The 20,837-nt window shown below is 63.6% G+C and carries 23 protein-coding genes; 10 read left to right on the plus strand and 13 right to left on the minus strand.

The annotated features are described in order from the left end of the window. Window positions 1–109 precede the first annotated feature (109 nt). The gene (murJ, locus tag ABLV49_RS05885; protein ID WP_349280713.1) at window positions 110–1,675 is read left to right on the plus strand and encodes a murein biosynthesis integral membrane protein MurJ; all 1,566 of its coding nucleotides are present in this window, start codon (window positions 110–112) and stop codon (window positions 1,673–1,675) included. A gap of 94 nt (window positions 1,676–1,769) precedes the next feature. Continuing rightward, a complete protein-coding gene (locus ABLV49_RS05890) occupies window positions 1,770–2,621 on the plus strand; it encodes a SirB1 family protein (protein WP_349280714.1) in 852 nt (283 codons plus the stop codon). A gap of 47 nt (window positions 2,622–2,668) precedes the next feature. Here the strand turns inward: ABLV49_RS05890 and ABLV49_RS05895 are convergent, their stop codons facing one another. The 8 genes from ABLV49_RS05895 to purM all read right to left on the minus strand — a co-directional run bounded on the left by ABLV49_RS05895 (window position 2,669) and on the right by purM (window position 9,517). Beyond that, window positions 2,669–3,679 carry a GlxA family transcriptional regulator gene (locus ABLV49_RS05895; RefSeq protein ID WP_349280715.1) on the minus strand — a complete coding sequence of 337 codons (1,011 nt, stop codon included), beginning with the start codon at window positions 3,677–3,679 and terminating at the stop codon, window positions 2,669–2,671. A gap of 19 nt (window positions 3,680–3,698) precedes the next feature. Beyond that, on the minus strand, window positions 3,699–4,310 hold the full coding sequence (locus ABLV49_RS05900) for a DJ-1/PfpI family protein (RefSeq protein WP_349280716.1): 612 nt from the start codon (window positions 4,308–4,310) through the stop codon (window positions 3,699–3,701). Further along, entirely contained in the window at window positions 4,307–4,876 is a 570-nt protein-coding gene (locus tag ABLV49_RS05905; protein WP_349281620.1) for a cysteine hydrolase family protein, read from the minus strand. Before ABLV49_RS05905 ends, ABLV49_RS05900 begins: the two co-directional genes overlap by 4 nt. A gap of 208 nt (window positions 4,877–5,084) precedes the next feature. Then, a complete protein-coding gene (locus ABLV49_RS05910) occupies window positions 5,085–6,293 on the minus strand; it encodes an MFS transporter (RefSeq protein WP_349280717.1) in 1,209 nt (402 codons plus the stop codon). 221 nt (window positions 6,294–6,514) lie between these two features. Beyond that, window positions 6,515–6,697, minus strand: coding sequence for a hypothetical protein (locus tag ABLV49_RS05915; protein ID WP_349280718.1), 183 nt, complete (start codon window positions 6,695–6,697; stop codon window positions 6,515–6,517). Window positions 6,698–6,765: 68 nt separating this feature from the next. Beyond that, window positions 6,766–7,287: a hypothetical protein gene (locus ABLV49_RS05920; RefSeq protein WP_349280719.1), complete on the minus strand. Its 522-nt coding sequence runs from the start codon at window positions 7,285–7,287 to the stop codon at window positions 6,766–6,768. A 38-nt stretch (window positions 7,288–7,325) separates the two neighbouring features. Continuing rightward, window positions 7,326–8,303, minus strand: a complete 978-nt coding sequence (locus ABLV49_RS05925) for a phospholipase D family protein (RefSeq protein ID WP_349280720.1) — start codon at window positions 8,301–8,303, stop codon at window positions 7,326–7,328. Window positions 8,304–8,485: 182 nt separating this feature from the next. Further along, window positions 8,486–9,517, minus strand: a complete 1,032-nt coding sequence (gene purM, locus ABLV49_RS05930; RefSeq protein WP_349280721.1) for a phosphoribosylformylglycinamidine cyclo-ligase — start codon at window positions 9,515–9,517, stop codon at window positions 8,486–8,488. Window positions 9,518–9,816: 299 nt separating this feature from the next. On the opposite strand from purM, the gene hda reads away from it, so the two are divergent. The 4 genes from hda (at window position 9,817) to folK (ending at window position 13,550) form a co-directional block, all read left to right on the plus strand. Then, window positions 9,817–10,503: a DnaA regulatory inactivator Hda gene (gene hda, locus ABLV49_RS05935; protein ID WP_349280722.1), complete on the plus strand. Its 687-nt coding sequence runs from the start codon at window positions 9,817–9,819 to the stop codon at window positions 10,501–10,503. Window positions 10,504–10,616: 113 nt separating this feature from the next. After that, entirely contained in the window at window positions 10,617–11,291 is a 675-nt protein-coding gene (locus ABLV49_RS05940; protein ID WP_349281622.1) for an HAD family hydrolase, read from the plus strand. A gap of 111 nt (window positions 11,292–11,402) precedes the next feature. Beyond that, a complete protein-coding gene (gene pcnB, locus ABLV49_RS05945) occupies window positions 11,403–13,031 on the plus strand; it encodes a polynucleotide adenylyltransferase PcnB (RefSeq protein WP_349280723.1) in 1,629 nt (542 codons plus the stop codon). Window positions 13,032–13,046: 15 nt separating this feature from the next. Next, a complete protein-coding gene (folK, locus tag ABLV49_RS05950) occupies window positions 13,047–13,550 on the plus strand; it encodes a 2-amino-4-hydroxy-6-hydroxymethyldihydropteridine diphosphokinase (RefSeq protein WP_349280724.1) in 504 nt (167 codons plus the stop codon). Here folK and pdxH read toward each other — a convergent pair. After that, window positions 13,547–14,194, minus strand: coding sequence for a pyridoxamine 5'-phosphate oxidase (gene pdxH / locus ABLV49_RS05955; RefSeq protein ID WP_349280725.1), 648 nt, complete (start codon window positions 14,192–14,194; stop codon window positions 13,547–13,549). The genes folK and pdxH overlap by 4 nt on opposite strands. 16 nt (window positions 14,195–14,210) lie before the next feature. Further along, window positions 14,211–14,756: a gamma-glutamylcyclotransferase gene (locus tag ABLV49_RS05960; RefSeq protein ID WP_349281624.1), complete on the minus strand. Its 546-nt coding sequence runs from the start codon at window positions 14,754–14,756 to the stop codon at window positions 14,211–14,213. A gap of 107 nt (window positions 14,757–14,863) precedes the next feature. On the opposite strand from ABLV49_RS05960, the gene ABLV49_RS05965 reads away from it, so the two are divergent. Further along, window positions 14,864–15,403 (plus strand): OmpA family protein, encoded by a 540-nt coding sequence (locus ABLV49_RS05965; RefSeq protein WP_349280726.1) that lies wholly within the window; start codon window positions 14,864–14,866, stop codon window positions 15,401–15,403. Here the strand turns inward: ABLV49_RS05965 and ABLV49_RS05970 are convergent. Further along, entirely contained in the window at window positions 15,390–15,542 is a 153-nt protein-coding gene (locus ABLV49_RS05970) for a hypothetical protein (RefSeq protein WP_349280727.1), read from the minus strand. The two genes, ABLV49_RS05965 and ABLV49_RS05970, sit on opposite strands and share 14 nt — an antisense overlap. 71 nt (window positions 15,543–15,613) lie before the next feature. Between ABLV49_RS05970 and edd the strand changes: the two genes are divergently transcribed. Both edd and eda read left to right on the plus strand, forming a co-directional pair. Then, entirely contained in the window at window positions 15,614–17,431 is a 1,818-nt protein-coding gene (edd, locus tag ABLV49_RS05975; RefSeq protein WP_349280728.1) for a phosphogluconate dehydratase, read from the plus strand. Beyond that, window positions 17,422–18,084, plus strand: a complete 663-nt coding sequence (gene eda, locus ABLV49_RS05980; RefSeq protein ID WP_349280729.1) for a bifunctional 4-hydroxy-2-oxoglutarate aldolase/2-dehydro-3-deoxy-phosphogluconate aldolase — start codon at window positions 17,422–17,424, stop codon at window positions 18,082–18,084. Before edd ends, eda begins: the two co-directional genes overlap by 10 nt. A 251-nt stretch (window positions 18,085–18,335) precedes the next feature. On the opposite strand, the gene gloA is transcribed toward eda, so the two are convergent. After that, the gene (gene gloA, locus ABLV49_RS05985) at window positions 18,336–18,746 is read right to left on the minus strand and encodes a lactoylglutathione lyase (protein WP_011802357.1); all 411 of its coding nucleotides are present in this window, start codon (window positions 18,744–18,746) and stop codon (window positions 18,336–18,338) included. A 97-nt stretch (window positions 18,747–18,843) separates the two neighbouring features. Continuing rightward, window positions 18,844–19,050, minus strand: a complete 207-nt coding sequence (locus tag ABLV49_RS05990) for a hypothetical protein (protein WP_349280730.1) — start codon at window positions 19,048–19,050, stop codon at window positions 18,844–18,846. Window positions 19,051–19,127: 77 nt separating this feature from the next. Here ABLV49_RS05990 and ABLV49_RS05995 point away from each other — a divergent pair, with 77 nt between their 5' ends. After that, window positions 19,128–20,822, plus strand: coding sequence for an AAA family ATPase (locus tag ABLV49_RS05995; RefSeq protein ID WP_349280731.1), 1,695 nt, complete (start codon window positions 19,128–19,130; stop codon window positions 20,820–20,822). The last annotated feature ends 15 nt before the right edge of the window (window positions 20,823–20,837 follow it).

Here is a 20,837-nt window from a genome sequence, read left to right on the forward strand (position 1 = left end):
GAACGACCTGCCTGTCCATTGACAATTCTCAATACCGTGCGATGGCGCACAAGCTGCCGGTCATTTCAGCTTTGCCGGGACGCCCGGCGCCAGCGAATAAACTCCTGCCGTGTCACTTTTCAAATCCGCCTCCACCGTTTCCCTGTTCACATTGCTTTCCCGCGTCTCCGGCCTCGTGCGGGAGTTGCTGATTGCCTCGTCGTTTGGCGCCAGCGCCATGACGGACGCCTTCAATGTGGCCTTCCGAATTCCCAACCTGTTTCGCCGCCTGTTTGCCGAGGGAGCCTTCAGCCAGGCCTTTGTGCCGGTGCTGGCGGCCAACAAGGCGCAGTATGGCGAAGCCGACACCAAGCGGCTGATCGACCGGGTCGCCACGCTGCTGACCTGGATACTGCTGCTGACCTGCGCCGTCGGCGTGGCGGCGGCGCCGCTGCTGGTCTGGGCGATGGCCAGCGGCCTGCAGCAGGAGCCGCGCGGCTATGCGGCGGCGGTGTTCATGACGCGCTGGATGTTTCCGTACATCGCCTTCATGTCGCTGGTGGCGCTGTCCTCGGGCGTGCTCAATACCTGGCGGCATTTTGCCGTGCCGGCGGCCACGCCAGTGCTGCTCAATGTGTCGATGATCGGTGCCGCATGGCTGGGCGCGCCGTGGTTCAAGTCGCTGGGCATCGAGCCGGTGTATGCGCTGGGCGTCGGCGTGATGCTGGGCGGGGTGCTGCAGCTCGGCGTGCAGGTGCCGGCGCTGCTAAAACTCGGCCTGCTGCCGAACATCCGCTTCACATGGTCGGCGGTGCGGGACGCATGGGCCGACCCGGCCACGAAGAACATCGCCCGGCTGATGGCGCCGGCCCTGCTGGGCGTGAGCGTCGCGCAGATCTCGCTGCTCATCAACACCCAGATCGCTTCGCACCTGGCGCCCGGCAGCGTCAGTTGGCTCACCTACGCCGACCGCCTGATGGAATTCCCGACCGCCATGCTGGGCGTGGCCATCGGTGTGGTGCTGACGCCGCAGCTGGCGGCCGCCAAAGGCGCGGGCGATGCCGCCAGGTATTCGGCCATGCTCGACTGGGGCCTGCGCATCGTCGTGCTGCTGGCCGTGCCCTGCGCCGTGGCGCTGCTGACGTTTTCCGAGCCGCTGGTCGCCACGCTCTACCACTACGGCGCCTTCACCGACAGGGATGTGCAGCAGACCACCCACGCGCTGATGGGCTACGGCGCCGGGCTGCTCGGGCTGGTCGCCATCAAGGTGCTGGCACCGGGTTTTTATGCCAGCCAGAACATCAAAACGCCGGTGAAGATCGCCGTGGTCGTGCTGGTGATCACCCAGTTGCTCAATTTGGCGCTGGTGCCGTATTTCCAGCATGCCGGGCTGGCGCTGGCCATCGGCATCGGCGCGCTGATCAATGCGCTGGCGCTGCTGATTGGCCTGATTCGGCGCGGCAGCTACACGCCGGCGCCGGGCTGGGTTTTGTTCGGGCTGCGGGTTTTTTCCGCCAGCGCGCTGCTGGCGGTGTTTCTGCTCTGGGCGGCCGCTGCCGTGAACTGGATTGGCCTGAAGCACCAGTATTTTGAGCGAATTGGGCTGCTTGCGCTTGTCCTGTGTGCTTCAGGTGCTATTTATTTTGCAGTGCTATGGATGTCCGGGCTGAAACTGCGCCAGTTGCTCAAGCGCTGATTCCGAAGGCCGGATTTGTGCCCGCTTGACGAAACGCAAGTGCGAGTGCATTTGCCGATACACATGTTGTGCCAGATTGTGAGAAAGTAGCGCCATGCAATTAAATCTGGCCGTCCCGTCTCCGCTGCAATATTTTTCAAGCCTCGTGCAAAGCGACGCGCAGTTTCCCTTGCTGGAAGCCGCCGTCAGCCTGGCGCAGGATGAATATCCCGACCTGGATGTGGAGCAGGTCTTGGGCGATGTCGATCAGCTGCTGGCCCGCCTCAAGCGCCGCCTGCCCAGCGACGCGCCCGAGCTGCAGCGCCTGCGCACGCTGAACCAGTTCTTTTTCCGGGATCTGGGCTTTGGCGGCAACATCAACGACTATTACGACCCCGACAACAGCTACCTGAACACGGTGCTGCGCACGCGGCGCGGCATTCCGATCACGCTGGCCGTGCTGTGGCTGGAGTTGGCGGTGGGCCTGGGCCTGAACGCGCGCGGCGTGGCTTTTCCGGGGCATTTCATGGTCAAGGTCAACCTGCCCAAGGGCCAGGTGGTGATCGACCCGTTCAACGGCCAGTCATTGAGCCGCGAGGAACTGGCCGAGCGGCTGGAGCCTTTCCGCCAGCGCAGCGGCATCAGCGACGAGTTCGAGGTGCCGATGGGGCTGTACCTGCAGTCCGCGCCGTCGCGCGAGATCATCAGCCGCATGCTGCGCAACCTGCAGGAAATCCACAAGACCCAGGAAGACTGGCCGCGCCTGATTGCCGTGCAGGACCGCCTGATCGTGCTGCAGCCCGATGCCTGGACCGAATACCGCGACCGGGGCCTGGCCTGGGCCGCGCAGGGCGACGTGGCCTATGCAGTCGCCGACCTGGAAACCTATCTGTCGCATGCCGACGATGCACTCGACATTGACGCCATCGCCGAACGCGTGGCCCAGTTGCGCCGCTCCAGCCATTGATTTCAAGGAAAATCCGGCTTTTTCGCAGGTGCACAGGGCGATTACAGCTATTTATTTGATAGCTGATTCCGGTCCGAAGGCGTGCCCGCCAGGTCAAACTGATGCCAGGCCCGGCGCAACTGCGTGTCCGAGCTGAATCCCGCCATTTCCGCCGCCTGCGTCACGTTGCGGCCCGACTGCAGCGCCGTTTGCGCCACCGCCAGGCGGATGCGGCGCAGGTATTGCAGCGGCGCGATGCCGGCATGCCCGATGAACAGGCGCGTCAGGTGGCGCGCGGAAGCATGGGCAATGTCCGCCATGGCCGGCACGGACCAGTCCCCGGCCGGTTGCTGGCTGACGGCGTCCTGCACCCGGTGCAAACCCGGATGCATGTGGTTGCGGTAGGCCAGGAAGGGCGAGAGTTCCGGGTCGTGCGGCCCCCGGCGCAGGGCCACCACCATGGTTTGCGCGACTTGCGCGGCCAGCGCCGGGCCGCACAGCGTGCCGATGCGCTGCAGCATCAGGTCGATGCCGGTGGTCACGCCTGCGCTGCTGTACACCGGCGCATCTTCCACAAAGACCCGGTTGGCGATGACCTGGCAGGCGGGCTCCACGGCCTGCAATTCCCGCAGGTGATGGTGATGCGTCGTGACGCGCCGCCCGGCCAGCAGCCCGGCATGCGCCGCCAGCACCGAGCCCGCGCAGACGGTGACCAGTTCCAGCGCCTGCGGCATCAGGCGCAGGCCACGCAGCCAGTGGATCAGCGCCCTGGCAGGTTCTGAAGTCACCGAAATTTCTTGCCCCGGCAGGCCGACCAGCACGACCCAGCAGGGTTCGGGCAGCGTGTCCGGCAGGGGCGCCAGGCCGCTCAGCATCAAGCCGACCGAGCTGACCGAGTCACGGTCGGGGCTGACGAAATGCAGTTCGAAGCGCGGCGGCTGGCCCTGGCCCCGCAGCAGCTGGTTGGCAATGCGCAAGGCCTCCGCCGGCCCGGCCCAGTCCAGTACCAGGCTGTCGGGCAGCAGCGCAAACAGTACTTGGATGGGGCGGCTGATCGAGGTGGTTTGCGGTGGCTTCATGCTGGTTTTGAGCTGTGGTTCAGGCGGGGTCAGTGGCGCGCCAGGCGTAATCCATCTGGCGCGCCGTGCGTTCGGCCAGCACCTGCCCGGCCAGGCGCGCGACCAGGTACAGGCACATGTCCATGCCGGCGCTGATGCCAGCCGAGGTGAGCACCGGCCCGGCGTCCACCCAACGCGGGCCTTCGCGCACCGTCAGGCCGGGAAAGCGCGCACGCAGATCGGCCACGTCTTCCCAGTGCGTGGTGACGGTTTCGCTCGTCAGCACGCCGCTGGCCGCGAGCAGGAAGGCGCCGGTGCAGACCGAGGCCGTGATCTGCGCCTGCTGCGCCGTGCGGGCAATCCAGTCCAGCGTGCGTGGGCAGGTCGTGGCGCCATCGACCACGCCGCCGGGCACGATCAGCAGCTCGCACGGCGGGCTGTCGGCAAAGCTGTGCCTAGGGAGAATGCGCAGTCCGGCACGCGCCTGCACGGGCAGAAGGTCGCGGGCCACGCAGGTCACGTCGAACAGCGGCGCCGCGCCGGGGTGGTTCCGCCCATGCACCCGGCTGGCCGTGGTGAACACCTCGTACGGACCGGCAAAGTCCAGCGCCTCGACGGCATCGAACACCAGGATGGAGACGCGCAGGCTCATGCCGTGGCTCCTGCCGCGCGCGCCAGCGCCTCTGGCACGCTGCAAATGGTGGCGAAGCGGTCTTTCAGCACGGCGGCCGTGCGCGCCTTGATGTCGGCGGCTTTCAGCATGCTGCCATCCAGGTGCGCCATGTCCCAGGTCAGCGTGGCGTCGGGCACGTAGTCCACGCTCCAGCCCAGGTCCGACGCATGGCGCGTGGTGGTTTCGCAGCATTGCTCGGTGCGGATGCCGCTGATGATCAGCCGCTGGATGCCGTGTTGCGTCAGCCACACCTCGAGCCCGGTGCCGACGAGCGCGCTGTGCCGGCTCTTGATGAAGCTGGCGGCGGGAGCGAAATCCGCCAGTCCCGCCAGCGGGACGACATGGCCGGATTCGAGCGCGAACGGGTTGTCGGCGGTTTTCGGGCCATCGGCATGCAGCACGCGAACTATCGGCAAACCGCGCGCCGCGCAGCCTTCGATCAGCGCGTTCTGCGCCGCCAGATAGGCCGGCAGATCGCGCTCGGTGAAATACGGGCGATGGCGGAACGATTCCTGCGCATCAATCACAATCAGACAGCTTTTCATCATAAGAACTCCTTTGTAGCAGGGGGTTGAAGTCCTTATTCTTGCTGCGCCACAAGGCGGGGTCCGGCCCAGGACGGACAAGTCTCGATCAAATCAGGACATTCATCCGAGCATCGGCTGGCAATCGGTTGCCAGCCCATAAAAAAATCAATGAAATAGGCTTTTTGCGCAATACTGACATGCCTAAGCTGCTATCTTTAGCAGAGCACTACCGATTCACGCCGCGCCAGTGCCACAGCAGCGCCAGCGCCGCAAGGCTGAACACGGCGCCGGTGACAAAGGTGGCGGGCGCGCCCAACTGGTCCCACAGCACGCCCGCCACGGTGCTGGCCAGCAGCATTGCCAGGCCGCTCATCAGATTGAAAAAACCGAAGGCCGTGCCGCGCAGGTCGGGCGGAGCGACCTTGGCGACCATGGTGGCGAGCAGGCCCTGCGTCATCGCCATGTGCAGCCCCCACAGCGCAATTCCTGCGGCCACCCAGGTCCAGTGGCTGCTGGTGGCCAGCACGGCATCGGCGGCAATCAGCACCACCAGGCCCCAGGCCAGCAGGGCGGTGTGGCTGACGGAATCCGACAGTTTTCCGAACGGGTAGGCGCCCAGTGCATAGACGACATTCATGCCGATCAGCACCAGCGGCGTGTAGGCCACCGGCATTCCGCCCTGCAACGCCCGCAGCACCAGAAAAGCCTCGCTGAAGCGCGCCAGCGTGAACAGGGCGCCGATGAAGACCACGCGCCAGTAAGCGCTGCCCAGCCGCCGCAGGTTGTCCCGGCTGATCGGGTTGGGCCGGACGGCGGGGGCGGCGGAAGCGGATAGAGGCCCGGCCGGCGCAGGCTCCTGCACGCCCAGCAGCAGCAAGGCCACCGCCATGAAGCCGGGCACCATCGCCACCCAGAAAATCGCCCGGAAGTCATTCGCCCAGAGCAGCATCAGGCCCATGGCCAGCAGTGGGCCGATGAACGCGCCCACGGTATCGAGCGACTGGCGCAGGCCGAACGCCGCGCCGCGCATGCCGGGCGGCGCCAGGTCGGCCACCAGCGCATCGCGCGGCGCGCCGCGAATGCCCTTGCCGACGCGGTCGATCAGCCGCGCGGCCAGCACCATGCCGGTCGTGGTGGCCAGCGCAAACAGCGGTTTGGAGGCCGCGCCCAGCCCGTAGCCGAGCACCGCCAGCGGCTTGCGCTTGCCCCAGTAGTCGCTGAGCACGCCCGAAAACACCTTGACGATCAGCGCCGTGGCTTCGGCAGCGCCTTCGATCAGGCCGACGGCCCAGACGCTCGTTCCCAGCACCGTGACCATGAACACCGGGAGCAGGCTGTGAATCATCTCGGAAGAAATGTCCATCAGCAAGCTGACAAAGCCCAGCGCCCAGATGGCGGCGGGGAGGCGGGGTGCGGGGCTGGCGGGTTGGGTCATGGGGTGATGGGCCTGGTTATCTTCACCAACGGCCGCCAGCGTGGGCGGCTTATGCGTTTTGCGTCGCGGGGCTGTACCAGGTGCCACGGCCCGTGCCTTGCTGGACAAGTTCGCGCATCAGGCGCGGGGTATCAAACATAGCCGTAAATATAGCCATAAATAGCCGTAAAACGAGTTGGCTTGCTTGAACGCTTGAACGCTTGCACCTGCTTTGTTCCGGCTCAAGCCTTGTCGTGAATAGCTCGAAGCATTAACGGATTGCGAACGGCGTTCTTCCAGAAATCATCGCTCAGCGGCGGAATATCGCTGTAGTCGATGTCGATGTCGCTATCGCTGTCCGGCATCTTGGCCAGCATGCTCAGTCTGGCCCGTTGCTCGTCGGTCAACGGTGGTGGGTTTTGCAAGTCAACTTCTCATTTAAGCATTTTGGTTTTCATAGCATTTTTTCTCCTTGCGGTCAGCGGCTCGCGCATTATTCTGTCCTTGAAGCAAGCATCGCCAGCAATTGAGCGCGAAGATGCTTGTCTTCCGTCACTCTTTCATCTGATGACTTTTTTGCGCAGTCGTCGCAACAAGTGCGCCACGATTCGCTTGACTGCAGTTTTTTGGGTGCGCCGCATTGTTCGCATGTGCGGCGGCTTTCCTCTTCCGAAGCCTTCAAAATCTGCTCCCGCAGATCATCGGGTAACGAACCCCTGCTGTAGAAACGCAAGCTTCCGAATTTTTCCTTGATCTGCGCAACCCGTGGCCAGCGCTCTTTGGGCACACCAAGGGAAGCTAGTCTTTCGATTTCGTTTTCACACGCACAACTCAAGCGGTCAATCAGGGAAAACCAGCCATCGCCACATTCGACGCCCCACTCGTCAAATGGCATGCCACCGTGAACAAGCTGTTCACTATTTGAAATTGATTCCAGCTCGACAAAGCGTTCGCCCGGCTTGCGGAAAAATCTTGGATAACGGTGCAAGAGTTCCGTTTGCAATTCAAGTTTCATCGTATAGGAATAAGGGCGGACTAAATAGCGCCAGACAGTTACGCGCAATAGCGAGCGACAAAGTCTTCAAGCGGAATTAAAACCGATGTAGCGCCCGTTTTGAGTTGGGTGGCATATTTGCGAATACGCGCTTCAAGCTCGAGTTTTTGTTTTTTTCCGAAAGGATGCTCTTCGAGTTTATTCAACGTATCACAGATATGAAGCTTTGTACCAATTGTTGATGAATGTTTATCGTCAACTACTTTGTAAGCGCCATCAACCCTTACACGACCTTTCAGCCCTACATAAACACTGATGATGGACTGGCCCAGCAGAATTTCGCCAGGAGCTTCATCCCAGCCCTCGAAAAAGTAAGGGGGCGGTGTACTTGCAGCGCCCAATTGGGCTATCCGGTTGTCGTGTCGTTCAATGTTTGCTGCTGTTGCTTCGTCAGATACACTTTTCGACCAAAGGGCAAGAAATATTTTTTTATCGCTAAGGGCTTCCGGTTTCATCTCCAGAACTGATGTCGCTTCGCCGGGCAGACCAATTCTCCCCTCCCTGCGTTTCGCCCAATTTATACGTGCCTGTTCAAGCAAATTTTCATTAACACCGCCTCCACGCGCCCACTGCTGCTCAAACCACTGACGCATTTTTTTCAACTCGACTACATCATGGGTGACAAACCCAGCTTCCTGCCAGCCATTAAACTCACCTTCTTCAATGTTCAGGCCATTGGTCGAGATATTCGCCGAACCGACGATGGCCGATTTGTCACCGACAAGAACCTTGGCATGCAGATCATCGAGGTGTTTAATTTCGATATTTTTGAAAATTTCTTTGTTGCGAAGTTTTTCGATTGGTGCAGGATTGGTTCCTCCGCTGGTCAGGTTGCAGAGAATGCGAATTGGGATATCGCTATTCGCGAAAAGCTTTTCTGCCCCTTTGCCCCAAAATGCCACTGCTATATCAATTGAATGATTTTCCTGGATGATTTTTTCAACCTGAACTTTGTAATCTGCAGACGTAATAAACATGCGCTTCCCTTTTTATCAATCCACCTCAACTTGAGGAGGATTGATTTTAGAAGCAGCGACTGCATTCCACGGGACTAAAAAACTTTGTAAAAACAAGGCCAAGTCTTGCATCGCAATATTTCCATTCCCCTGCTCTGGCGAATGAATTTGCACTGCCGTTACGAGCGCCAGCCTGATATTTTTCAACCCACGGTAACGCTGGCACCTTCACCACGCGCCGCAATCACGCCAATCTCATAGACCGTCTCGCCCGCTTCCCGCAGCATGGCGGCGCAGGCGCCAGCGCTGGCCGCGTCAATCACCACCACCATGCCGATGCCATTGTTGAACGTGCGGTTCATCTCAAAATCCGAAATCGCGGCAGTCGCCTGCAGCCAGGCGAACAGCTCGGTCTGCGGCCAGCTGCCTTTGGTCAGGTGCGCGGCCGTGCCTTCGGGCAGCACGCGGGGAATGTTTTCGAGCAGGCCGCCGCCGGTGATGTGGGCCAGCGCCTTGATCGGGTGTGCGGCCAGCGCGGCCAGCACGTTTTTCACGTAGAGGCGGGTCGGGGCCATCAGGGCCTGCTTGAACGGCTGGCCGTCCAGCGTGGCGGGCAGGTCGGCGCCGGCGCGCTCGATGCATTTGCGCACCAGGCTGAAGCCGTTGGAGTGCACGCCGCTTGAAGCCAGGCCCAGCACCACGTCGCCCGGTGTCACGTCCTTGCCGGTCAGGATTTTGGATTTCTCGACCGCGCCGACGGCAAAACCGGCCAGGTCGTATTCGCCTGACGGGTACATGCCGGGCATTTCAGCGGTTTCGCCGCCGATCAGCGCGCAGCCGCTCAGCTCGCAGCCTTTGGCAATGCCGCCGACCACCGCCGCAGCAGTATCCACGTCCAGCTTGCCGCAGGCGAAATAGTCCAGGAAGAACAGCGGCTCGGCGCCTTGCACCAGCACGTCGTTGACGCTCATGGCGACCAGGTCGATGCCGACGGTGTCATGCATGTTCCATTCAAAGGCCAGCTTGAGCTTGGTGCCCACGCCGTCGGTGCCGCTGACCAGCACCGGTTCCTTGTAGCGCTTGGGCACCTCGAACAGCGCGCCGAAGCCGCCGATGCCGGCCAGAACGCCTTCGCGCATGGTCTTTTTGGCCAGCGGCTTGATGCGTTCAACCAGGGCGTCGCCCGCGTCGATGTCAACGCCGGCGTCTTTGTAGGAAAGGGGGGTAGTGGTCATGGTGTCAGGGCTTTTAGTGCAGAGGAAAGCGCCAGGTAGGCACTTGAGTGGGCGGGAGCGGCGGGCTGAAACAGGCCGGCCAAGCCCGATAGAATCAAGCCTGAGATTCTAAAGGCTACACCCGTAGCTTCTGCCGGCCTCTTCAAGCCGGCTTCAATCCAGGGCTTCATGCAACTTGCTTCTACCCGACAACCCCCAGTGACCTGGCGCCTGATCCCGGCGCGGGTCGCGCAACGCTGTCTGCGGGCCAGTCGCATGATGCGCAAGTTGAACCAGGGATGAGCACTGTAAAGACCTCCATGAAACAACTCGCGCTGGACATCGGACTGGCGTCCGACCCCTCGTTTGCCAATTTCTTTGCCGGCCCGAATGACGAGACGGTCAGGCAGCTGGCGCTGTGGGCGCAAAGTCCGCTGGATTCGCCGGTGCCGACCTACCTCTGGGGCGACGAAGCCAGCGGCAAGACCCATCTGCTCAAGGCGGTCGGCGAAGCCTTGCGCCACCAGGGCGCCTCCAGCGGCTGGATGGACGCGTCCATGCTGGAGCCGCCCGAGTTCAACGAATCCTGGTCCGCCGTCATCATGGACGACTGCCATCTCTACACCCCGGCGCAGCAGCGCAGCGCCTTCAACTGGTTCGTCAACGCCCTGAGCACCGACGACGGCCATCCGCGCTGGGTGGTGGCCGCCGGCAACGTGCCGCCCGCCGACCTGCCGCTGCGCGAAGACCTGCGGACCCGCCTGGGCTGGGGACATGTGTTTGCCTTGCAGGCCCTGAGCGATGACGAGCGGCGCGCCGTGATCAAGCGCGAAGCCGACGCGCGCGGCTTTTCCCTCAGTGACGAAGTGACTGACTTCATGCTGACCCACTTTTCGCGCGACCTGGGCAGCCTGATGCAACTGCTCGACAAACTCGACAGCTACGCGCTGCAAACCAAGCGGGCCATCACCATCCCGCTGATCAAAACCATGCTGGAGACTGAATGAACGTGCAGGTGAATGCTGACAAAGAAGGCAAAGAATACGACGTGCGCCGCGCCGGGCCGCCCCAAGCAAGCACAGCCCCCTCGGGGGGCAGCGCATTACACGAAGTGAAAAGCGTGGGGGCACGTCGGAAATTGGCGCTGTTCGATCTGGACCACACCCTGATCCCGATTGACTCCGACTATGAATGGGGCGAATTCACGATTGCGCTGGGCTGGTGCGACGCGACCGAATTCAAGCGCCGCAATGCCGAGTTCTTTGAGCAATACCGGGCCGGAACGCTCGACATTCACGACTATGTGCGTTTTGCCACGCAGGCCATCCGCGAGCAGGGTACTATCAATTCAATAGCTGCCCATGCCCGCTTCATGAGCGAGATCGTGCAAAAAGCCATCAAAATCCAGGCGCTGGAACTAGTCGGGCAGCACCGGGCGGCCGGCGACGAGCTGGTCATCGTGACGGCGACCAACGAGTTCGTGACGCGTCCGATTGCCGATGCCTTCGGCGTGTCGGAGCTGATTGCCGTCGAGCTGGAGCGTGACGCGCAAGGCCATCTGACCGGCGAGATCAGGGGCACGCCGTCGGCTAGAGAAGGCAAGGTCACGCGCATGGAACAATGGCTGGCCGCCCGCAGCCTGGGCTGGGGCGATGTGCACAGCACGTTTTACACCGATTCGATGAACGACCTGGCGCTGCTGGAAAAGGTCACCGACCCCGTCGCCACCAACCCGGACCCGCGCCTGCGCGCCCTGGCCCTTGAGCGTGGATGGCGCATACTTGACCTGTTTTAAGCGTCAGGGATTGCGCTTGCCGCCGGTCAACGGCGGCCCATACCCACCTGAACCAGGCAGGGACAACGCTTGCTGCCACGCAGCGGCAACCCCCTCAAAACATTAAATTTCATGATCAAAAAATTCATAGACAAGCTGTTCGGCAAATCCGACAGCGCCGACGCCGCATCGAAGCGGGTCAAAAAATCTCCCTTCGGCAAACGCCACGACATCGAGGTCAAGGACCACGGGATCAACCCGAAGCTGGTCGATGAGCGCGCCATGGATGTGGTGCATGTCCTCAAGCAAGCGGGTTTTCAGGCCTACATCGTCGGCGGCGCGGTGCGCGATTTGCTGGTCGGCCTGCGGCCCAAGGATTTCGACGTGGCCACCGACGCGACGCCCGAACAGGTCAAGTCCCTGTTCCGGCGCGCCTTCATCATTGGCCGGCGCTTTCGCATCGTCCACGTGATTTACGGCCGGGGCCGCGAGCACGAGGTGATCGAGGTTTCGACCTTCCGCGCGCACATGGACAACGCCCTGGCCGAGCAGGTCGGCGGCAACGAGCGCACCAGCAAGAGCGAACTCGCCGGCATGAAGCACGCCGTCCATAGCTCAGGCCGCGTGCTGCGCGACAACGTCTGGGGGCCGATGGAAGAAGACGCCGCGCGGCGCGACTTCACCATCAACGCCATGTACTACGACCCGGAAACTGAAATCGTCGTCGATTACCACAACGGCATTGGCGATGCGAAGAAAAAAATCGTCCGCATGATCGGCAACCCGGCGCTGCGCTACCGCGAAGACCCGGTGCGCATCATTCGCGCCGTGCGTTTTGGCGCTAAGCTCAATGCGCTGGGCTTCAAATTCGAGGAAAAAACCTCGGCGCCGCTGAAGGAAATGTGCGGCCTGCTTGCCGATGTGCCGCAGTCTCGGCTGTTCGACGAAATGCTGAAATTGCTGCAGACCGGCCATTCGCTGGCCAGCATCGCGCAGCTCAAGGAACTGGGCATGGGCACCGGCATATATCCGCTGCTCGATGTGGTGGTCGAAATGTCCGACGACCCCTTCCTGAAACTGGCCTTGCAGGACACCGACCGCCGGGTCGGCGAAGGCAAGCCGGTCGCGCCCAGCTTTTTGCTGTCGTGCGTGCTCTGGTCCGATGTGCGTCAGGGCTGGGACCGGCGCCTCAAGCGCAACGAGCCGGCCATGCTGGCGCTGCAGGATGCGATTGACGAGGCTTTCAACGCCAGGATCGGCGATGTCTCGGGACGCGGCAAGCTGGGCATCGACATGCGCGAAATCTGGAGCATGCAGCCGCGTTTTGAAAAGCGCGTCGGCAACGCGCCGTATTCGCTGCTGGACCAGCCGCGCTTTCGCGCCGGTTTTGACTTCTTGCGCCTGCGCGGCCAGATTGGCGAGATTGACCCGGCGCTGGGTGAATGGTGGGAAAAGTTCAGCACCGCCTACGACGACGAGCGCCACGACATGATCGAAGCGATTCGCGAGTCGCAGTTGAAAAAGCCGCACGCGCCGCGCGTCAGGGTCAAGCGGGTCGATGCAGAAGCCGCCACGCCTGACAACGCCAGCCCGGCCGCATCCGATGCGCAAGCTTTCCCTGCGGCGGACGGCGAGGCCGCCCCGGCCAAGAAGCGCCGTCGCCGCCGCAAGCCTGTCGGCAGTGCCAGCGCCGGGACTGCCGAAGGTGCCGGCGAAGCATCGCAGCCTGCGCAGCAGAACCCTTCGGCCTCCGACTCCTGAGCAGGCGACGGTTTCATGCGCGATACGGTGACCGCTTATGTCGCGCTGGGCGCCAACCTGGGCGATGCCGCAGCAGCGCTCAAACGGGCGGTCGAGGCGCTGGGCCAGTTGCCGCTGACTCGCGTCAGCCGGGCGTCAAGCCTTTACAAAACCGCGCCGCTCGATACCGATTCAGCCAGCGAGTCGTCCGCGCCGGGCGATGATTATTTAAATGCGGTCGTAGCGCTGCAAACCGGCCTGACGGCGCCCGCGCTGCTCGATGCCTTGCAGGCGCTGGAATTGCAGGCCGGGCGCGAAAGGCCTTACCGCAATGCGCCGCGCACCCTCGACCTGGACCTGCTGCTGTATGGCAGCGCGCGCATGGAATCAGCCCGGCTGACCGTGCCGCATCCGCGCATGATGCAGCGGGCCTTCGTGCTGGTGCCGCTGGCCGAGATTGCGCCCGATGCAGTCAATACCGAAGCGCTTGATGCCGTGCGGCACCAGGCCATCGAGCGGCTGGGTGATTCGGGGGTTTAAGGCGCCAGGCGCTCGCGCAGCCAGCCGGCATCGCCCTGCAAGGTGTAGCGCAGGCGGTCATGCAGGCGGCTCTTGCGGCCTTGCCAGAACTGCCAGTTGTCGGGCTTGAGGCGGTAGCCGCCCCAGTGCTGCGGGCGCGGCGGTTGCAGCATGAACTTGGCGCCGAATTTTGCGGCATTGGCCAGCAGCACGCCACGGCCGGAAATCACCTCGCTTTGCGGACTGGCCCAGGCGCCGATGCGCGAATCCAGCGGGCGGCTGTTGAAGTAGGCATCGCTTTCTTCATCCGACACCTTTTCCACCACGCCTTCGATGCGCACCACGCGCTCCAGCTCGACCCAGTGGAACTGCAGCGCGGCATACGGATTGCCGGCCAGCTCCAGCCCCTTGCGGCTGGCGTAGTTGGTGTACCAGACGATGCCCTGCGCATCGAAGCCCTTGATCAGCACCACGCGGGTGGACGGGCGCAGGTTATTGGCCACGGTGGCCAGCGTCATGGCATTGGGTTCGGGCACCTGCGCGGAAATGGCTTCATTGAGCCACTGGTCGAATTGATTCAGCGGGTCGGCGTGCGAAGCGTCTTCATTGAGTTCGGCGCGCTCGTAGCTTTTGCGAAGGTCGGCGATGGAGGTGGGGCTGGACATGCTCAAAGTATAGGGGTCAGCTGACCCGCTGCAGCAGCTTGCCGAGCGCCTGGTCGTCAATGCCCAGCGTGCGCAGCTTGTCATACGTCAGCTGCGCATAGTCGCGCGTCGTGCCGTAGCGGCCGCAGGCGCTGGAAAATATCTGCCGGTAGTGGTCTTCGCTGAGCACGCCGGTGTGGTTGGGGCTGCGCCTGGACAGGGTGAAGGCCAGCGCCCGGACATCGCCCTGCGCGGTGCGGCAGCGCAGCCACTTCGGGTCATAGACGGCGTTGGGCATTTCCCGCTCCCACAGGGCCGGCAGGCTGGCGGCCACGCGCTCCTGTGGCAGGCGATACGCCACCCCTTTGCAGCTGCCGCCCGGCAGCAGGCCAAACACCAGGCCCGGCAGCTCGGGCGTGCCGCGGTTGACGCGGCTCCACATCTTCAGGGCGCGGTGGTAGCCATGCAGGGTGGCAAAACGGTCTTCGGCGGATTCGAACTCGGGCCGCCAGATCAGCGACGCATAGCCAAAAATCCACAGGTCGGACTCGCCGCCCCATTCGTGAATGGCGGCCTTGAGCATGGCCGCCGGATCGCGGCGCTTGTAAGCCGTTTCGAGGGATGTGTTTGCTAGAGTGGACACAGCCACAATTTACAATAGCGCCAAGTTTTTTAAAAGGGAGTTTAGTGATGTTTTCTCAGGATGATGACAGCCAGCAACGCGTGGCCCTGTTTCTGGTTTTTGGTTTGATCGCCATCGTCGTGGCCTCGGTGCTGGTGTTTGGCGTGAAGCATCGCGGCGCTTCGGTCAAGGCCGCAAGCGCTCCGGCTACCGTGGCCGCTGGCACGCCGGGCGCGGCAAGCTTGCCCGCAGCGTCCAGCGATGCGCAGGCGGCTTCGGATGCGGCCAGCGTCAAGGTCGAGCAGGGCGTTGTCCAGTTCTACTTTGCTTCCGGCAAGGCCGACCTGGCCGCCGGCGCCAGCGAAGCCCTGACCGACGTGGTCAAGGGCGCGCAGGCGGGCCGCAAGCTGGTGATTTCGGGTTTCCACGACGCGACCGGCAATGCGGCGCAAAACGCCGAGCTGGCCAAGCAGCGCGCGCTGGCCGTGCGTGACGCCCTGACCGCAGCAGGTGTGGCCGAAGGCCAGATCGAACTCAAAAAGCCCGAGCAAATCACCGGCAGCGGCCCCAACGCCGAAGCGCGCCGCGTCGAAATCAGCCTTCAATAACAAGCGCCCTGGCGGCCTTCAGGGCTGGACCCGGTAACAAAAATCCGCACTGCTTCGCGCACTGCGGATTTTTTTGCGCCACCTGGCTGTCTTGTTTGGTAACCGCAAAGTAACCATTCAGGTGGAAAAGTGCTTTCATTTTGGTTACCATAGACGCCGTAATAAAGTTACATACCCATCTTTGGGATGGCTCGATTTAAAGGTTGCACCATGGCGCTTCATTCAGCAGTTTCAGACATCACCGCGCGCATAGCCCTGCGCAGCCGGCCCACGCGCAATGCCTATCTGGCGCAGCTGCAGGCCGACAGCAGCCGCAAGCCCAGCATGGACCGCATGGGCTGCGCCAACATCGCGCATGCCGTGGCCGGCATGCCGCTGGACGACCGTTTCAAGGTCGTGACCGAGCGCCGGCCCAACATCGGCATCGTCACCTCCTACAACGACATGCTGTCGGCGCACACGCCGCTCCTTAGCTACCCGGCGCTGATCAAGGACGAGGCCCGCAAGCACGGCGCCACGGCCCAGGTGGCGGGCGGCGTGCCGGCCATGTGCGACGGCGTGACGCAGGGCACCAGCGGCATGGAACTGAGCCTGTTCAGCCGCGACGTGATTGCCATGGGCACGGCAGTCGCGCTGTCGCACGACATGTTCGATGCCGCGCTGCTGCTCGGCGTGTGCGACAAGATCGTTCCCGGCCTCTTGATTGGCGCGCTGCAGTTCGGGCACCTGCCGATGGTGTTCGTTCCGGCCGGCCCCATGCCCTCGGGCCTGCCGAACAAGGAAAAAGCCCGGATTCGCGAACAGGCCGCGCAGGGCCTGGTCGGACGCGATGCGCTGCTCGAAGGCGAACTCAAGTCCTACCACAGCCCCGGCACCTGCACTTTTTACGGCACGGCCAACAGCAACCAGATGCTGATGGAAGCCATGGGCCTGCATGTGCCAGGCACCGCCTTTATCCAGCCGGGCGACATGCTGCGCGACGAACTGACGCGCGAGGCTGCCCGCACCGTCCTTGGCATCACCAAGTCAAAACGCTTTGCGCCCATCGGCCATGTCGTCGATGAACGCGCGATTGTCAACGCCATGGTGGCGCTGCTGGCCACGGGCGGCTCGACCAACCACCTGATCCACTGGGTGGCGGTGGCGCAGTCGGCCGGCATCGTGATTGACTGGAACGACTTTTCGGCGCTGTCCGATGTCGTGCCGCTCTTGACGCATGTGTACCCGAACGGCAGCGCCGACGTGAACCAGTTCCAGGCCGCTGGCGGTCCGGGGCTGGTGATCCGCGAACTGCTGGACGCCGGTTTCATGCACGAGGACGTGCTGACGGTGCGCGCAGGCGGCATCCGCGAATACGCCGGCGTGCCCGCGCTGGACGGCGCAGCGCTGACCTGGCATGCGGTCGGCGATTCAAAGGACGAGTCCATCGTGCGTCCGGCCAACCGGCCGTTCAGCGCCACCGGCGGTCTCAAGCTGCTGACGGGCAACCTGGGCCGCAGCGTGATCAAGGTCTCGGCCGTGCCCCATGACCGGCATGTGATCGAAGCGCCGGCCCGGGTGTTTGACTCGCAGGAAGACCTGCAGCGGGCCTTCAGCGCGGGCGAGCTGGAGCGCGATGTGGTCTGCGTGGTGCGCTGGCAGGGTCCGCAGGCCAACGGCATGCCCGAGCTGCACAAGCTCACGCCGCCGCTGGCGGTGCTGCAGGGCAAGGGCTTCATGGTGGCGCTGGTGACCGATGGCCGCATGAGCGGCGCTTCGGGCAAGGTGCCGGCCGCGATTCATGTCTCGCCCGAAGCGGCTGCCGGCGGGCCGCTGGCCAAGGTGGTCGATGGCGACGTGGTCCGCGTCGATGCGCTCACGGGCGAGTTGCGCGTATTGGTCGATGAGGCCGAATGGGCGGCGCGGCCAGCCAGCATCATGCCGGACGAATTGCGCCGGCAGAACGGCGTTGGCATGGGCCGGGGATTGTTTACCGGGATGCGCCGCCATGCGCTGACCGCAGAAGAAGGAGCTTTGTCATGGATGTAAATATGAATGTCAGCGGAAAATTGAGCGCCTTGCAGGTCATGCGGGACGCGCCCGTGATTCCGGTCATCGTGCTGAACGATGTCAAGCAAGCCGTTTTGCTGGCCCGCGCCCTGGTGGCGGGCGGCATCCGCATGCTCGAAGTCACCTTGCGCACGCCGCAGGCGCTGGCCTGCATCGAAGCGATTGCGCGCGATGTGCCCGACGCCGTGGTCGGTGCGGGAACGGTGCGCAGCGCCGCTGACGCCCAGGCCTGCGCCATGGCCGGCGCGCGTTTTGTCGTCAGTCCGGGCTACACCCATGCCGTCGGCCAGGCCTGCCGGGATGCCGGCCTGGCCCTGTTGCCCGGCGTGGCGACCGGCAGCGAAATCATGATGGCGCAGGAAGACGGCTTGAGTGAACTGAAGTTTTTCCCGGCCCTGCAAGCCGGCGGCACGGCCATGCTCAAGGCCTGGAGCGGCCCGTTTGGCGATGTGAAGTTTTGCCCGACCGGCGGCGTGTCGATGGCGAATGCGGCGGAGTTCCTGGCGCTGCCCAATGTGGTCTGTGTCGGCGGCTCGTGGCTGACGCCGGCCGAGGCGGTGGCGCGCGGCGACTGGGCGCAGGTGACGGCGCTGGCGCAGCAGGCTTGCCTGCTGGTGCGCAAGGACATTTAAGCCGGGAATTGTGGCGGATCAGCCTGATTTTTTTGTAACTACTCTGCGCTTGAGTCATCCGTCATTCCCGCGCAGGCGGGAATCCAGGCTTGGGTGAGCGTTCAGCCCTCGTTGCTGGTTCCCCGCCTTCGCGGGGATGACGCTCTTTAAGACGCAGTCGTGACGATTTTTTTAATGAAATCAGCCTTTTGCGCAGGCAGCACGGGCGCAAGAAACTATTAAAAATATAGCGAATCCGCGCCGCAAGCCGGTTAGCGCAACCCCCCGCCGCTGGCGTATTCGGCGCGCTGGATCAACTCGATCTTGTAGCCGTCCGGGTCGGTCACAAACGCAATCACCGTGCTGCCGCCCTTGACGGGGCCGGCTTCGCGCGTGACATTGCCGCCAGCGGCCTTGATCTTGTCGCACGCGGCTTTCACGTCGGGCACGCCCAGCGCGATGTGGCCGTAGGCATTTCCCATGTCGTAACTCTCGGTGCCCCAGTTGTAGGTCAGCTCGATCTCGGCCTGGGCCGGGTTGTTTTCATAGCCGACGAAGGCCAGGGTGTACTTGTATTCCGGGTTTTCGGAGGTGCGCAGCAGTTTCATGCCGAGTACCTGGGTGTAGAAGTCGATGGAGCGCTGGAGATTGCCAACGCGCAGCATGGTGTGTAGAAGTCGCATGGGCGGATTATCGGGTGGGCGAGGGAAATTTGCAGGCGGGCGAAGGTGGCTGATCAGCCTGAATCGGCATCCAGTTCAGCGCTGCCTTGATGGCCGCCTACTTGGTGAATTCAATGGCGGCGATTTGCACCGGATCGCTTTGCGGGCTTCTTTGCCAATGCTCATAGGCCGCTTTCTCCACCGCTTCCTTGTCGTAAACGCCCCCGGACAGATCGGACCAAACGTGCACGTAGGCCTGGCACCAGGCCGCTCTTTTCTCGTTAATGCGCTGTTCGTCAAACTCGGGATTGGGTTCTGTGGTCATGATGCGATGCTACCTCCGGGAACCCAAAAGCGACATACCGCATTGATTCACGCCCGCGCCCGCTATGCTTGCACCCCATGTACTCGCACCATTTCGGCCTGACGCAAGATCCGTTTTCCATCGCGCCCGACCCGCGCTACCTGTTCATGAGCGAGCGCCACCGGGAGGCGCTGGCGCACCTGCTCTACGGCGTGGCCGGCCCGCACGGCGCGGCCAGCGGCACGGGCGGGGGCTTCGTGCTGCTCACGGGCGACATCGGCACCGGCAAGACCACCATCTGCCGCTGCTTCATGGAGCAGATTCCCGCCGGCTGCCATGTCGCCTATATCTTCAACCCCAAGCTGACCGTCACCGAACTGCTGCAGTCGATCTGCGAGGAGTTCCACATTTCGGTGGCGGCTGCCGCCTCCAGCCCGCCAACGGTCAAGAACTACATCGACGCGCTGAATGCCTTTTTGCTGCAGGGCCACGCTGCCGGGCAAAGCAGCGTGCTGATCATCGACGAGGCGCAGAACCTCAGCGCCGATGTGCTGGAGCAGCTGCGCCTCTTGACCAACCTGGAAACCAGCGAGCGCAAGCTGCTGCAGATCGTGCTGATCGGCCAGCCCGAGTTGCGCGCGATGCTGGCCCGCCCCGAGCTGGAGCAGCTGGCCCAGCGCGTGATCGCGCGCTTTCACCTCGACGCGCTGACCGAGGCCGAGAGCGCGCAGTACATCCGGCACCGCCTGGACGTGGCCGGGCTCGCCGGCCCGCTGCCATTTGACCGCGCCTCGCTCAAGCGCATCCACCGCCTCGCGCGCGGGGTGCCGCGCCGCATCAACCTGCTGTGCGGGCGCGCGCTGCTCGGGGCATGGGCCAATGGCCTGCACCGCGTTGACCGCAAGATGGTGGACAAGGCGGCGGCCGAGGTGTTCGGACTTGATGCCGGGCCGGCGCCGAACGCCGGCGCACGGCCCGCAGCCTACGCGCTGGGCGGCTTCGCGCTGCTGGCCGGGGCCGCGCTGGCGGGCTTCCTGGTCTTGAACCCTGCGCAAAAGGCAGAGCGGCCGGCTCAACCTACGGCGTCAGCGTTGCCGGCCTCGCCAGCAGCACCTCAAGCGAAGGCTTCGTCGCCCATCCGGGTCGAGCCGCCCGCCCCGAGTCCGGCCGAAGAGATCGAAGCCCTGCTGCCGCAACTGCCGGGCGACATCAACTCGGCCTGGCGCGAACTGGCGCCCACCTGGAAACTGGTCTTGACGACGGACGGCGACCCCTGCCAGGCCGCCAGCGCGCAGCAACTGCTGTGCTACCGCACCGACAGCCTGACCATGCCGCTGCTGCGCCAGCTCGGCCGCCCCGGCATCCTGACACTGCGGGCGGGCAATGGCCAGCCGGTGCATGCCGTCCTCGTCGGACTGAGCGAGCAGACCGCCACGCTGCTGGTGGCGGGTAGCCGGCACACCGTCAGGCTGGTCTCGCTGGGCCGGCTGTGGCGCGGCGATTTTGCGACTTACTGGCGCCCGCCGCCGGGCTACACCGCCGGCCTGCAGGGCGCCAGCACCGGCCCGGTGATCCAGCGTCTCGCCAGCCAGCTGGCCCTGCTCGACGGAGCGCCTGCGCCGCTCGATTCCACCGCCCCGCCCGTTCTGGACGCAGCCCTGAGGGCGCGCGTGCGAGCCTTCCAGCGCGCCCAGGGGCTTGAGGCTGACGGCCAGCCCGGCCCCATGACCTTCATGCAGATCGACCGCGCCACCCATGCGGATGAGCCGCGCCTGCAAACCAACCCGCGATAAGCCCAAACCAAAACC

It is taken from the genome of Polaromonas hydrogenivorans (assembly GCF_040105105.1).
Taxonomy (GTDB): Bacteria; Pseudomonadota; Gammaproteobacteria; order Burkholderiales; family Burkholderiaceae_C; genus Polaromonas; species Polaromonas hydrogenivorans.